12 protein-coding genes and 2 pseudogenes are annotated in these 12,225 nt (G+C 51.8%); 6 read left to right on the forward strand and 8 right to left on the reverse strand.

What is annotated here, in order from left to right:
• Positions 1-132: 132 nt before the first annotated feature.
• Together JCM15908_RS01395 and JCM15908_RS01400 are read left to right on the forward strand one after the other, a co-directional pair.
• Complete coding sequence (locus JCM15908_RS01395) at positions 133-1,416, forward strand: phosphoribosylaminoimidazolecarboxamide formyltransferase (protein ID WP_084607797.1); 1,284 nt, start codon at positions 133-135, stop codon at positions 1,414-1,416.
• A 121-nt stretch (positions 1,417-1,537) separates the two neighbouring features.
• Positions 1,538-1,723 (forward strand): hypothetical protein, encoded by a 186-nt coding sequence (locus JCM15908_RS01400; RefSeq protein ID WP_025001973.1) that lies wholly within the window; start codon positions 1,538-1,540, stop codon positions 1,721-1,723.
• A gap of 81 nt (positions 1,724-1,804) precedes the next feature.
• On the opposite strand, the gene JCM15908_RS01405 is transcribed toward JCM15908_RS01400, so the two are convergent.
• The 8 genes and pseudogenes from JCM15908_RS01405 to JCM15908_RS01440 all read right to left on the reverse strand — a co-directional run bounded on the left by JCM15908_RS01405 (position 1,805) and on the right by JCM15908_RS01440 (position 8,097).
• Positions 1,805-2,674 carry a hypothetical protein gene (locus JCM15908_RS01405; RefSeq protein ID WP_234396346.1) on the reverse strand — a complete coding sequence of 290 codons (870 nt, stop codon included), beginning with the start codon at positions 2,672-2,674 and terminating at the stop codon, positions 1,805-1,807.
• Between the two features lie 36 nt (positions 2,675-2,710).
• Positions 2,711-3,148 (reverse strand): DUF6108 family protein, encoded by a 438-nt coding sequence (locus JCM15908_RS01410; protein WP_025001975.1) that lies wholly within the window; start codon positions 3,146-3,148, stop codon positions 2,711-2,713.
• Positions 3,138-3,602 (reverse strand): PG0215 family putative anti-sigma factor, encoded by a 465-nt coding sequence (locus tag JCM15908_RS01415; protein ID WP_025001976.1) that lies wholly within the window; start codon positions 3,600-3,602, stop codon positions 3,138-3,140. The genes JCM15908_RS01410 and JCM15908_RS01415 overlap by 11 nt, the downstream gene beginning before the upstream one ends.
• The gene (locus tag JCM15908_RS01420) at positions 3,593-4,102 is read right to left on the reverse strand and encodes a GFO_1088 family ECF-type sigma factor (RefSeq protein ID WP_025001977.1); all 510 of its coding nucleotides are present in this window, start codon (positions 4,100-4,102) and stop codon (positions 3,593-3,595) included. The genes JCM15908_RS01415 and JCM15908_RS01420 overlap by 10 nt, the downstream gene beginning before the upstream one ends.
• 388 nt (positions 4,103-4,490) lie before the next feature.
• Positions 4,491-5,504 (reverse strand): class II fructose-bisphosphate aldolase, encoded by a 1,014-nt coding sequence (locus JCM15908_RS01425; protein WP_025001978.1) that lies wholly within the window; start codon positions 5,502-5,504, stop codon positions 4,491-4,493.
• A 273-nt stretch (positions 5,505-5,777) separates the two neighbouring features.
• The gene (locus JCM15908_RS01430; RefSeq protein ID WP_025001979.1) at positions 5,778-6,062 is read right to left on the reverse strand and encodes a hypothetical protein; all 285 of its coding nucleotides are present in this window, start codon (positions 6,060-6,062) and stop codon (positions 5,778-5,780) included.
• Between the two features lie 316 nt (positions 6,063-6,378).
• Positions 6,379-7,219, reverse strand: a pseudogene (locus JCM15908_RS11585) (bifunctional metallophosphatase/5'-nucleotidase).
• Between the two features lie 86 nt (positions 7,220-7,305).
• Positions 7,306-8,097: a 5'-nucleotidase C-terminal domain-containing protein gene (locus JCM15908_RS01440; protein WP_025001980.1), complete on the reverse strand. Its 792-nt coding sequence runs from the start codon at positions 8,095-8,097 to the stop codon at positions 7,306-7,308.
• A gap of 294 nt (positions 8,098-8,391) precedes the next feature.
• Between JCM15908_RS01440 and rplS the strand changes: the two genes are divergently transcribed.
• From rplS to JCM15908_RS01465, 4 genes and pseudogenes are all read left to right on the forward strand, one after another.
• Positions 8,392-8,757 carry a 50S ribosomal protein L19 gene (rplS, locus tag JCM15908_RS01445; RefSeq protein WP_025001981.1) on the forward strand — a complete coding sequence of 122 codons (366 nt, stop codon included), beginning with the start codon at positions 8,392-8,394 and terminating at the stop codon, positions 8,755-8,757.
• 5 nt (positions 8,758-8,762) lie between these two features.
• On the forward strand, positions 8,763-9,203 hold the full coding sequence (locus JCM15908_RS01450) for a hypothetical protein (protein ID WP_148295487.1): 441 nt from the start codon (positions 8,763-8,765) through the stop codon (positions 9,201-9,203).
• A 97-nt stretch (positions 9,204-9,300) separates the two neighbouring features.
• A pseudogene (gene lplA / locus JCM15908_RS14260) lies at positions 9,301-11,132 on the forward strand (bifunctional lipoate--protein ligase/lipoyl synthase).
• Between the two features lie 311 nt (positions 11,133-11,443).
• Positions 11,444-12,217 (forward strand): SDR family NAD(P)-dependent oxidoreductase, encoded by a 774-nt coding sequence (locus tag JCM15908_RS01465; protein WP_199897198.1) that lies wholly within the window; start codon positions 11,444-11,446, stop codon positions 12,215-12,217.
• Positions 12,218-12,225: the final 8 nt, after the last annotated feature.

The raw sequence follows: 12,225 nt of genomic DNA on the forward strand, positions 1-12,225 counted from the left end.
TAAAGATGATTTTATTGTTGTCTGGTGTTTTCTAAGCCAGTGCGGGGGATGGTCGGAAACGCTTTTCAGGCTGTGTTTTCACACTTTTGCGATTCGACCGTAAAATTACTGCTTTTTCGGGAAACAGGCAAGATGTACGTGCAGAATTATTGTAAAAACAGGCGGAGAACCGCCTTATCCGATATTTTTTGCTTATCTTTGCATGCACATTTATACATATACCACGTAAGTTATATGAAAGAATTAGCTCTCAAGTACGGATGTAATCCGAACCAAAAGCCTTCGCGCATTTATATGGAAGAAGGCGAATTGCCTATCGAAGTGCTCAGTGGCCGTCCCGGCTACATCAACTTTCTCGACGCGCTCAACAGCTGGCAGCTCGTCAGGGAACTCAAGGCGGCAACGGGACTGCCTGCCGCTGCGTCGTTCAAGCATGTCAGCCCGGCAGGTGCCGCGGTGGGGCTGCCCTTGTCCGACACGCTGAAGAAGATATACTTTGTAGACGATGTAGACTTTGAACTCACTCCGCTTGCGGCGGCCTACGCCCGTGCACGCGGTGCCGACCGCATGTGCTCGTATGGCGATTTCTGTGCTCTCAGCGATACCTGCGACCGGGAAACGGCCCTGCTCATCAAGCGCGAGGTCAGCGACGGAGTGATTGCTCCCGGCTATACGCCCGAGGCACTCGAGATATTGAGGGATAAGCGCAAGGGCAGCTACAACGTTATCAGGATAGACCCCGACTATGTGCCACGTCCGATAGAGCGCAAGCAGGTGTTCGGTGTAACGTTCGAACAGGGACGAAACGAAGTGCGGTTGGACGACCCGGCTCTTTTCGGTAATATGCCGACACGCAACAAGACCTTCACCGAGGAGGCAAAGCGCGACCTCATAATCTCGCTCATCACGCTGAAGTACACCCAGAGCAATTCCGTCTGCTATGTAAAGGACGGGCAGGCTATCGGTATCGGAGCCGGACAGCAGAGCCGTATTCACTGCACGCGTCTTGCCGGTAGCAAGGCCGACGAATGGTGGCTGCGCCAGTGTCCGAAGGTGATGTTGCTGCCGTTCAGGGAAAACATCCGGCGGGCCGACCGCGACAATACCATCAACATATATATATCCGACGAATACGAGGATGTCCTACAGGAAGGTGTATGGCAGCAGTTCTTCACCGAGCGGCCCGAACCCCTTACGCGTGAGGAGCGCAGGGAGTGGATTGCCCGCAACAAGGGTGTCGCCCTCGGTTCGGATGCCTTCTTCCCCTTCGGCGACAATATAGAGCGTGCCCATAAGAGCGGTGTGGAATATATAGCACAGGCAGGCGGCAGCATCCGCGACGACCATGTCATAGATACCTGCGACAAGTACGGTATCGCCATGGCATTTACAGGGGTGAGACTTTTCCATCACTAATATTGAAAGATAAAAGGGTAAAAGAACAAAAAGGCAAAAGGCGGCAGGCTTCTTTGCGTGGACTGCTTGGTATCCTCTTGTGTTTTACCTTTTTACTCTTAAACTTTCTTACCTTTACACAATGGACGATTTTCAGAACATATTAGAGAACGGCATCAGCTTCAGAGGCTCTTCCGGGACAAAGAAAGACGACGGCAAGGTGAAGACTAAAGCCAAGAAAAAGAAGTACATAACCGGGGCGCATGGCTCTGGCAGTGCTAAGCAGAAGGCGAAATACCGCCAGCAGCGTGCCAACAGGCATAAGTAGGCGTTCCCCGTCCGTGATATGAGAAAAGAGCCGGCATCTGCCGTTTGTAATTCTTGCAAACGGCAGATGTTGGTCCTTTTACTAAAAGTCGAGGCCGAATCCTATTCCGAACGGATGGCAGGCAGGGCCGCTTTTCATCAGTTTTGTCAGGCTGTAGTGTGCGTACAGGCTGAAGTTCCCAAAGCCGATGTATGCTTCCAAGTTCACGCCCACGGTGTTGGCGTCCAGATTTCGGGTAATGGGGTAGCGTTTGTGTCCGATTCTGTACTTGCTTCTTACTTCCTCTCTCCATTCTATCGAGCATCCGAAACCGATAAACGCAGAGCTTCTTGAGAAGGTGTTCTTCCACTCAATCATAAGGGGAACTCTTAAAAAGCCGTATTTCAGGAAACTCGTCTTTACGCCTTCTGCCTCGTTCACTACCATATTCGGTGTTCCGTCTATGTCGGTCAGCATGTAGTGGGCGTCGAAGTGGTTGTGTATAAAACCTGCCTGTAGGCCTGAAACCAATCCTAAAGAGTTGGAATTGTTCAGTCCAAACCCCACTTGCAGGCATGATATGCCCCATTCCAGCGACTTGCTGTCGCGGCTGTGCATCTCCGGGCCTCCGTTTAATATGTTGGTTCCGATGAATATGTCGGGCAAATGACCATAGAAGTTGAGTCTGTTTCTTTTCTTGATGGGAACGAAAGGCGAGGAGACAAAGATGCGTTCCACCTCCTGACCGTCTACATAGCTGGTTTCCTTGGTCTTGACGAGTTCGTCGCCCTCCTTGTCGTAGATAGCCACGTTGGTTGCTACGCTGTCCGTACTCACCACTATCTGCCTGTCGGCATAGTGGATAATTGTGTCTTTCTCTTCGATGGCCATTGCCGGAATTGCCGCGACAAGGGCCAAGGTTAATAATAGCTGCTTCATAATGATGTATTTTTCTTGTTTTGTTGATTCCATAGTCTGTCTGTCTTTTGCAAGCTGTCTCTTGGCCTGTCAACGTTTGGAATAGCAGAGTTTCATGATGTCGTCAGGGCCGAGTGTCCCCTCTATGTAGATGATGGCACCACTCTCGTTAGGCCCATTGCTGAAAAGTATGTATCGGTTCATGCCCGACGGCAGTGGCTGTAGCATGTAATAGCCGCTCTCAACCTTTCCGCTCTCTACTATTTCCCGTATCTTCTTTGCCTTCTTCCTGTCTGCATTGAGGTATGGGGCTATGCTTGCACCTATTTTCTTATAGGTGAGCGACTTGTACACCTTGAGCCTGTAGCCGCGCAAGACAGCGTCGTTCAGCACCACCATCTTGCAGTATCTGGCCCTTCCGAACCGCTCAAAGGCGATGCCTATCTGAAGGTCGCCCTGTGCGTGTGCCGGTAGCAGAAACGCAAGAAAGCATAAAGCTAGAATCGTTCTCATCGTTTTATTTCTCATTGCCTGTTCCTCCTATCAATGAAAGTGCGCTGAAGTCCTCGCTGCCATCCGTCGAAACCATCTCCAAGGCAGCCTCTGCCTCGCGCTGCACGATTTCCCTGTCGGTTGTACGTTCGCCATTCAGCACGGCATAATCGTTGCTTCCGATTGCACCCCGGCGCACGGCGAGTATCAGAATCGTCAGTACGGCTGCTGCCGAAATCACTGCCATCAGCCAGTGGGGCGGTCTTTTTCTCGTCTGCGTAGGCATAGCTGCCGGCTGAACCGTCTTTTCCACGGTTTTTCCACTACATTCCTGCTTCTCCCAACGGAACAGAGCGCACATCGGTTTCAGCTTGTCGGGCAGTAGAAGGTGGTCTTGCGTGAAGAAGAAGCGCAGCTGTTCTTCCTCCGCCACGGTCGTGTTTCCGTCAAGATACTTCTGAACCAGTTTTTCAATTTCGTCTATTTGCATATCTTCATTCCTCCTGTTGTCAGTCTTATAAACTCCTTTTGGATACGTCGTCTTGCCCTTGACAGGTTCTGTCGCAGCGCGTCGGGTGTGCAGCCGCAAATCTTTGCAATCTCTTCGTTTTCGTATCCCTCCACGTCCTTGAGCCGGAAAATCTGCTGTTGCAAGGGAGGCAGATGGCCAACTATCAGTCCTATTAGTTCCATGTCGTCCTTTGCTGCCAGACTTTCCTGTTCTACAACGATTTCCCTCGTATGTTCCCGCTCCGCGCACTCGTGCTGCCGATGCCGCCAATGGTCTATTGCTATGCCCTTGATGGTCTTCACAGCCAGAGCCTCTATGTTCGGATGGGTGTCCAACTGATGGCGCATAGCCCACAGGCGGAGAAATGTTTCCTGCACGAAATCTTCGGCCTCCACATCTCCATCCTCCAGTGAGGCTGCCACCTTGAGCAGCCGTTCACGCAGGCTCACCACGGTCTGGTTGAATACTTCTATTTCCATCGTTGTTCAATGGGTAAACGGATGAGAAGCCGAAATGTGACATCGGTTCGTTATTTTTTTGTTTTTCGTACCGGCTTCTTTCCGTTGGGCTTCTTCCTTTATTGCTCGGATTTAGAGTGTTTGTTCGATGCTTGTTTTCCCTGAAAAATATTTTAGAGATTCTTCTGTCAAGTTTCACATTGGCTGCATCTGTCTTGTTGTCAGTTATATACAGCTTGAAAGACGCTGACGCCTTGACAGCAACTTCTTGTTATGGCGTAATGAAGCTGGCCGTTTAGTGCGAATCGTTATGCGCCTTTGTGTAGTTACGATAAAGGCGGTGATTTCTCAAAAAGAAGAAATCACCGCCTTGTATGTTTTGCAGCGTTAAACTGATTTTGTCTCTGACTTAGTCAAGGTTGATGAGCTTGTTGTCAGAGCCGAGCACGTCGGTAATCTTGTGCTTGTAGAGATTCTCCATGTTCTCGCGGGCCTTACCGCAGTACTGACGCGGGTCGAAGTATTCGGGATGCTCGTCGAATGTCTGGCGAACGCCGGCAGTGAAGGCAAGACGGGAGTCCGAGTCGATGTTAATCTTGCAAACGGCACTCTTGGACGCCTTGCGGAGCTGCTCCTCGGGGATACCTACGGCGTTTGGCATCTTGCCGCCATGCTCGTTGATGATGTCAACGTACTCCTGTGGAACAGAGGATGAGCCGTGGAGAACGATTGGGAAGCCGGGAAGCTGCTTCTCAATGGCCTCAAGCACGTCGAAAGCCAATGGAGGAGGAACAAGCCGGCCGGTCTTCGGGTCGCGCGTGCACTGCTCCGGGGTGAACTTGTAGGCACCGTGGGAAGTACCGATGGAGATAGCGAGGGAGTCGCAGCCTGTACGTGTGGCGAAGTCAACAACCTCCTCAGGCTTTGTATAGTGAGAAGCCTCGGCAACAACGTCGTCTTCAACGCCTGCGAGAACGCCAAGTTCAGCCTCTACGGTTACGTCGAACTGGTGGGCATACTCAACGACTTTCTTGGTCAGGGCGATGTTCTCCTCGTATGGGAGTGAAGAACCGTCTATCATTACAGAAGAGAAACCGAAGTCTACACAGCTCTTGCATGTCTCGAAGCTGTCTCCGTGGTCGAGGTGGAGAACGATTTCGGGATGGTTGCAGCCCAGTTCCTTTGCATATTCAACAGCTCCCTCGGCAAGGTAGCGGAGCAGAGTCTGATTGGCATACTTGCGGGCACCCTTGGATACCTGAAGAATAACCGGGGACTTCAGTTCGGAAGAAGCCTTGATAATAGCCTGAAGCTGCTCGAGGTTGTTGAAGTTGAATGCAGGGATAGCGTAACCGCCGTCAATGGCTCTCTTGAACATATCGCGCGTGTTCACGAGACCTAATTTCTTGTAATCTACTGCCATAATATTTATTATGTATTAAAATGAAAATAATCTAATTACAATTGCAAAAGTAGTGTTTTATTTTCTGAAATCCAAGAGCCAATGGTTATTAATGGCATACAATTGTTAAAAAGCGTGTTTTCTGCTGTTTTACAATTGTCCGGGCTGTCTTTTGCCAAGTGCGGCTGACAAATGGAGCGTCCTTCCTGCCAGTCCTGCTGTTGGCGGTAGGCTGATGACAGGGCGGAAGGGGGATGGCCGGTGGCAGGAACGGCTGCGTGGAGACTCCCCGGGTCAGTCTTCGTAATTGAGTTGGGCATCATTGTCGCCGTGCAGTGCCGCTTTCAGGTCTTTCCAGTTTTGGAATCCTGCAAAGAGTGCGAGCCGGTTGAGCGTCTTTGCAGACGGCTTCTCCTTGGCAGCGAGGTATCCTTTCAGCTTCTTCAGCGACTGGGCATCGAGGTGTATGTGATGTTTGGCCAGTCCGCTGGACAGCTTTTCCAAATCGGCTGCCAGTTCCTTGCGGACATGCGATTTCCGTCCCAAGTCTTCAATGATGGTTCTTAAATTCTTTTTCATCTCATTTCTACAATCTACTAACGTATGTGCAAAAGTACGAAAAGATTGGGTAATGGAGTAAGAAGAGGCTTCTTTTTTTCAGCCCGTTCGGTAAATGGCGGTTTGTGTATATAAGGACAAGTAATAGCGTTCTTGAAACTCCTGCTTTAATTAGTCCTGTTCTTTCCTTCCGTATTGGCTTTTTGATGTAATGCGCATGCTGTTCCGGCAAAACGAAAGTGCCCCTTTCGCAATGCGAAAGGGGCACTTTGACCACGCGAAAGGGGCACTTTCGTTTTGTCGCCGCGGCATGGCCGTATGGGCGGTGTCCGGGGCTTTATCTTTTCTTCTGCTTCAGGTTGAGAATCATCTTGCCGATGTAGATGCCGCTCTTGCCGTTCTGGTCGATGCCTACGGGCTTTCCGTCCAGATTGTTGACATACTCCAGTTGTTGCAGGAAGCTGTGCGAATGACCCCCGAGCACGAGGTCGATGCCGCGGGTGCCTGCCACCAGTTCCTCGTCGCTGATGCCCTCGACGTTCCATCCTAAGTGGGAGAGGCAGATGATGAGGTCGCACCGCTTGGCTTTCAGTTCGTCGACGGTTTTCTGTGCCACGGAGATGGGGTCGTTGTAGACGGTGGGCAGGTAGTTCTTGTGGTCTACGAGGCCGTCCAGCTTGGGCGATATGCCGAAGACGCCTATCCTTACCCCCTTGCGCTCGAGGATGGTGTAGGGCTTCACGATGGAAGCGAGGGGAGTGCCCGTAAAGTCGTAGTTGGCGCAGACGATGGGGAAGTTGAGTGAGCGGAAGATGCGTGCCATGTTGTCGAGACCGAAGTCGAACTCATGGTTGCCGACGGTTCCGGCATCGTAGTGCATCATATTCATCAGCGGTCTCCACCTCGCCTTTGTAGAGAGTGAAGTAGGGCGAGCCCTGACAGAAGTCGCCGCTGTCGAAAAGCAGCAGGTCGGGGTTCTTGGCACGTTCCTCTTTCAGCATCTCAATGCGGCGGAGGAAGCCTGCCCGCCCTGCCCGGAGCGTGTCGGCAAGGTTCTCGCTGAAGGGATATATCTGGCTGTGCGTGTCGTTGGTGTGCAGAATGGTCAGCTGTTTGTCCTGCGCGAAGGACAGGGTTGCCGTCAGCAGCAGTAGTGATAAGCATATATGTTTCTTCATATCGTTTGTTTTGTGCTTGTTGCTTTTTAACGTCTCTCTCTTCGGGATGTCTTTTCCCCGAAATCAGTTCGCCGAATGGCTGTCTCTTATTTTTCTATCTTGATTCTCCCCTCTACCCGGGCGTTTACTTTCTTGCCCTGTGCGGTCTGCTCCCTGAAGTAGTTGATGATGATGTAGCGGAAGTTGTTGCTCTCGTCCTGCGGTGAGTTGACGCGGCTTTTCTCCTTGAACGCCGTCATGCCGTCGTTGCCTTGGGCAACATAGTCGAGCGTGGCGATGCGGTAGTCGCGCTTCGGGTCTATCTCCTTTCCGTTGAGGCTCGCACTCTTCAGCCGTCCGTCGGAGGTGATGACAAGCTGTAGTCCGCGGCTGACGCCCTCGCCGCCGTTGTGTGCTATCTCGCGGAATAGTTTCAGTACCTTGTCGCCCGTCAGGGTGAGGAAGCATATTTTGTTCTCGAAGGGCGATACGTCGAGCACGTTGCCGTAGGTAATCTTTCCGGCAGGCAGGGCGGCCCGGATGCCTCCCATGTTGTAGATGCCGAAGTCGGGCTGCTCGTTGTACGCCTTCCCTTCCCATACCATGATGTCCGCCAACAGGTTAGAAAGCTCGCTCTCGGGCCGCGCAGCGGCCATATAGTGGTCGGTTTCGCCCACAACGGGTCCCATGATGCTGTCTACCTGCTGCTTGTAGGGCAAGATGAATGTCTCTGCCTGACGGTCGGGATGTGCATCGTAGCGTTGGTCGATGAGTATCCGCGAGCGCGAGACGCCTGTCAGTTCGTAGTGGGTGCCTCCCAAGGTCTGGCGGTGGCTGGCGCAGCCTGTTGTCAGAAGGGCAATGGAGAGGCCTCCGAGTAAAGTTAGTTTGTTGCGCATAGTTTTCTTATTGTATGTTTTCTTTTCCGCTTTTCCGGCTTGCCGGGCCTTCCGGCTGGCGGTGCGAGTTCTGCAAAGGTAAGGAAAAGTTGAGAGTTGTACGCGTCCCTGCCTTATAAAAAGGAGTTGTGTGCGTGAAAAGAAGTTAAAAGAAAAGTTCTTCCTTCGCCTTTGAGTGGTCGGTCGGTCAAAAAGTCGTACCTTTGCACGGATTTTCTGTGTAACCGCTGGCAGTGGACGAGTCATGGACTATGTTGCACGGAACAACAAACAATATTTAATTTATCAAGCAAAATGGATTTAATTAAAGTTGCTGAAGAAGCATTTGCAACCGGCAAGCAGTTCCCCGAGTTCAGAGCAGGTGATACCGTTACCGTAGCTTACAGAATTACTGAGGGTAACAAGCAGCGTATTCAGCTCTACCGTGGTGTTGTTATCAAGATTAGCGGTCATGGTGAGAAGAAGCGTTTCACTGTTCGCAAGATGTCCGGCACTGTAGGTGTAGAACGTATCTTCCCAATCGAATCACCGAACATTGACTCTATTGAGGTGAACAAGCGCGGTAAGGTTCGTCGTGCAAAACTCTACTATCTGCGCAAGCTCACTGGTAAGGCTGCACGTATCAAGGAGAAGAGGACTATCGTTAAGAGCGACAAGTAGGCCCTTTGTCCATTCAGAAAAATGAGAAGACTCGGAACATCTTGCGTGTTCCGGGTCTTCTTGTCTTTATGGCATGTCGGCAGGAAGGTGAAACCGTGTTTCCTGCATGGAGCATTGGTAGACACAAGACAGCGGAGACAGCTGATGGAAAATCCGCTTTGCAGGCCATGCTATGCCTTGCCCTGACGGCAAGTTGCTGTCAGCCTGTCAGCGGTTTTAACAATTTGGCGGTTGATACTCAACAGATTGCAAGGACTGACAGCATGACAGAAAAAAAGAAAAACAACAACCGGCGTTGTTTCTATGCCGTTCAAGGAGGGTGTCCGCAGGATGAGGCCCATCCGTCTTGGCAAGAGGGTAACACGGCTATGGTGATATTCTTTTTCGGTTCAAAAGTATGCTTATCTTATATTTTTGTATTAAATTTGCAGAAAATAAAGCTATGATGCCTGCATCTGCGACGACTGAACAGAGAGAAACAGGAGTGGGCGGTGCGGCTATGAGAATATTATCCCGCAACTAACAATCAACAACCAAAGGGCTATGAAATACCTGATTATTCCCGAACAGAAAGAAAACAAGCAGCTGCCCTTCTACTTTGCCGTGGAAGAGTACGTTGCGCGAACCTATACCGACGACGACTATTTCTTTGCATGGCAGGTGGAACCCACCGTGATGCTCGGACGGAATCAGCTGATAGACAACGAAGTGGACATAGACTATTGCCATAAGAACGGCGTACACATCTTCCGGCGCAAGAGCGGTGGCGGCTGTGTCTATGCCGACGCTGGCTGCATACAGTTCTCGTACATCTCCTTTGCCGACAATGTGAACCTTGCTTTCGGTGAGTATATGAATAAGGTGGCGCAGCTCCTGCAGAGCATCGGTATCGATGCACGGCTCTCAGGCCGCAACGACATACTTGTGGAAGAACGGAAAGTGTCGGGCAGTGCCTTTTACCGGCTTCAGGGGCGCAGTGTCCTCCACAATACGGTACTCTTCAACACCCAGCTCGAACATCTTTCGCGAGCACTTACACCCTCACACGACAAGTTGCAGAGCAAGGGGGTGGCGTCGGTCATACAGCGAGTGAACAATATCGGAAACTATACGGAGCTTTCGCTTGATGCCTTTCTCGCATACGTGCAGGACTATATGTGCGGTTCCGAGCAATTGGTGCTGACCGATAAGGACATGGAGAAGATTTCCGAGATAGAGAAGGAACTGGCATCGGATGCCTTTGTCTATGGGAAAAATCCTAAATTTACGGAAGTCAGGAAGAAGAGGTTTGCCAATGTCGGTACGCTGGAAGCCCATGTGGAGCTGAAGAACAACGTTATCAACAGCATCAACCTCGCAGGCGACTATTTCCTCATTGGCGACTTGGACCGCGAACTGCTCGACCTGCTTCGTGGCGTGGACTTTACAAGAGAGGCAGTTGCCGAAAGACTGAACGACGTTGACCTCTCTGCCGTAATCCGCGGACTGGAGCTGAAGCACTTCCTGCGTCTTCTCTTTGGTCGTCCTCCACACGTCCGGAAGCCCGACTGGCTGAAAATCAACCTGAAGTCGACCGCACAGACGAGCGAGACAGCCATATCCTTGCCAAGCACCACCTGAACACCATCTGTACGAGCGGACTCTGTCCGAACCAGACGGAGTGTTGGGCTGCGCGGACGGCTACGATGATGATTGGAGGCAATATCTGCACGCGCAGTTGTAAGTTCTGCAATACGCCGACGGGGCGGCCGGGGATGCTCGACCCGCAGGAACCGCAGAACGTGGCAGAGTCGGTCAAGGCTCTCGGACTCCGATATGCCGTCATCACCTCGGTAGACCGCGACGACCTGAAAGACTACGGAGCCGACCATTGGGCGAAGACCATTGCATGCGTGCGCAAGGAAAACCCGACGACACTGATAGAGGTGCTTATCCCCGACTTCATGGGGAATACCGAACTCATCGCGCAGGTAATGGCAGCACGTCCGAACGTGGCCGGGCACAATATGGAGACGGTTCGCCGTCTGACCCCGGGCGTGCGCAGCGTAGCCCGTTACGAGCGTAGCCTTGAGGTTCTTGCCGCCATTACCAAGTCGGGTGTCATGTCGAAGACGGGCTTTATGGTCGGACTGGGAGAGACGACAGAAGAGGTGGAGGAGCTGATGGACGACATTCTTGCCACGGGATGCCGACGCCTGACCATCGGGCAGTATCTGCAACCCACCTCCAAGCATCTGCCAGTAGCGGAATATATCACCCCCGAACAATTTGCCGCCTATAAGCAAACTGCCCTCCGAAAAGGCTTCAAGTTTGTTGAAAGTGGTCCGCTCGTCCGTTCGTCGTATCATGCCGAGCGCGCCTTTGCAGCAGAATAACAGCCTGAAGGCGAAGCGGCTGTGAGAGACCGCCCGGCCATCGGGAAAAGAAAAACGATAAAAAAATAGGAATTGTCGATTCCTTTGCCTATCTTTGTGGCAGATACATGGAAGGTATCTTGACTTTTGATAGTAGTTCGCAAGATTACGGCAAAGTGCTTCGACATTGTGGGGACGGGCGTCCCGTTTGTCCGACATGTGATAATCGAAGCGGATAGACGGGATGTCTGTCTTTACTTTGAGAGTGGAAAGTTGAGCCATCTTCAGAGGTCAGGATTATTTTGTACTTAAAATAAATAGGAGGAATGACAATGAAGAATTATTTTTCACTAAAAGGACAAGTAGCCCTTGTAACAGGGTGCTCTACCGGGTTGGGCGTACAGATGGCACGTGCTTTGGCCAGTCAGGGATGCAATATTGTTCCCGTAGCACGCCGCGAAGAGAAAATCAAGGAAGTGGCAAAGCAGCTTATCGAAGACTTCGGGGTAGAAACGCTTCCCCTTCGCTGCGACATCACCGATACAGGGCTTGTTGACGAGACGGTGGCAAAGGCGGTGGCACATTTCGGGCGTATCGACATCCTTGTCAATAATGCCGGAACGGGAGCCGTGGCACCGGCAGAGGACATTACCGACGAGCAGTTTTGGAACGAGCTTGACATCGACCTCTTTGGCTCGTTCCGTGTAGCCCGTGCCGTTGCAGGGCAGGCCATGATACCTGCAAGGTATGGCCGCATCATCAATATTGCCTCTATGTACGGACTGGTAGGCAACAAGACTGCTCCTGCCACGCCTTACCATGCCGCCAAGGGCGGTGTCGTCAACATGACGCGTGCCTTGGCTGCCGAGTGGGGAAAGCATGGCATCACTGTCAACGCCGTATGTCCGGGCTATTTCTGGACACCGCTGACCAAGGAAACCCTCGCTACCGAGTCGTTCCGGCAGTACGCCCACAATGCGATACCGTTGGAACGCTATGGTAAAGAAGGTGAGCTTGACACTGCCGCCCTCTTCCTCGCGTCTCCTTCCAGCAGCTATGTAACGGGCGTCGTGTTACCCGTGGATGGTGGCTACACCTGTATCTGACCATCGGC

The sequence above is a fragment of the Prevotella dentasini JCM 15908 genome, from assembly GCF_000614065.1.
In the GTDB taxonomy this organism is placed as follows: domain Bacteria; phylum Bacteroidota; class Bacteroidia; order Bacteroidales; family Bacteroidaceae; genus Prevotella; species Prevotella dentasini.

What these genes read in the sequence shown, in the direction of transcription:
- JCM15908_RS01420 (WP_025001977.1), bottom strand. Translation starts at nt 4,102, where the DNA reads ATGGAAATAGAAGTATTCAACCAGACCGTGGTGAGCCTGCGTGAACGG.
- JCM15908_RS01430 (WP_025001979.1), bottom strand. Translation starts at nt 6,062, where the DNA reads ATGAAAAAGAATTTAAGAACCATCATTGAAGACTTGGGACGGAAATCG.
- rplS (WP_025001981.1), top strand. Translation starts at nt 8,392, where the DNA reads ATGGATTTAATTAAAGTTGCTGAAGAAGCATTTGCAACCGGCAAGCAG.
- JCM15908_RS01440 (WP_025001980.1), bottom strand. Translation starts at nt 8,097, where the DNA reads ATGCGCAACAAACTAACTTTACTCGGAGGCCTCTCCATTGCCCTTCTG.
- JCM15908_RS01425 (WP_025001978.1), bottom strand. Translation starts at nt 5,504, where the DNA reads ATGGCAGTAGATTACAAGAAATTAGGTCTCGTGAACACGCGCGATATG.
- JCM15908_RS01395 (WP_084607797.1), top strand. Translation starts at nt 133, where the DNA reads ATGTACGTGCAGAATTATTGTAAAAACAGGCGGAGAACCGCCTTATCC.
- JCM15908_RS01400 (WP_025001973.1), top strand. Translation starts at nt 1,538, where the DNA reads ATGGACGATTTTCAGAACATATTAGAGAACGGCATCAGCTTCAGAGGC.
- JCM15908_RS01410 (WP_025001975.1), bottom strand. Translation starts at nt 3,148, where the DNA reads ATGAGAAATAAAACGATGAGAACGATTCTAGCTTTATGCTTTCTTGCG.
- JCM15908_RS01415 (WP_025001976.1), bottom strand. Translation starts at nt 3,602, where the DNA reads ATGCAAATAGACGAAATTGAAAAACTGGTTCAGAAGTATCTTGACGGA.
- JCM15908_RS01465 (WP_199897198.1), top strand. Translation starts at nt 11,444, where the DNA reads ATGAAGAATTATTTTTCACTAAAAGGACAAGTAGCCCTTGTAACAGGG.
- JCM15908_RS01405 (WP_234396346.1), bottom strand. Translation starts at nt 2,674, where the DNA reads ATGGAATCAACAAAACAAGAAAAATACATCATTATGAAGCAGCTATTA.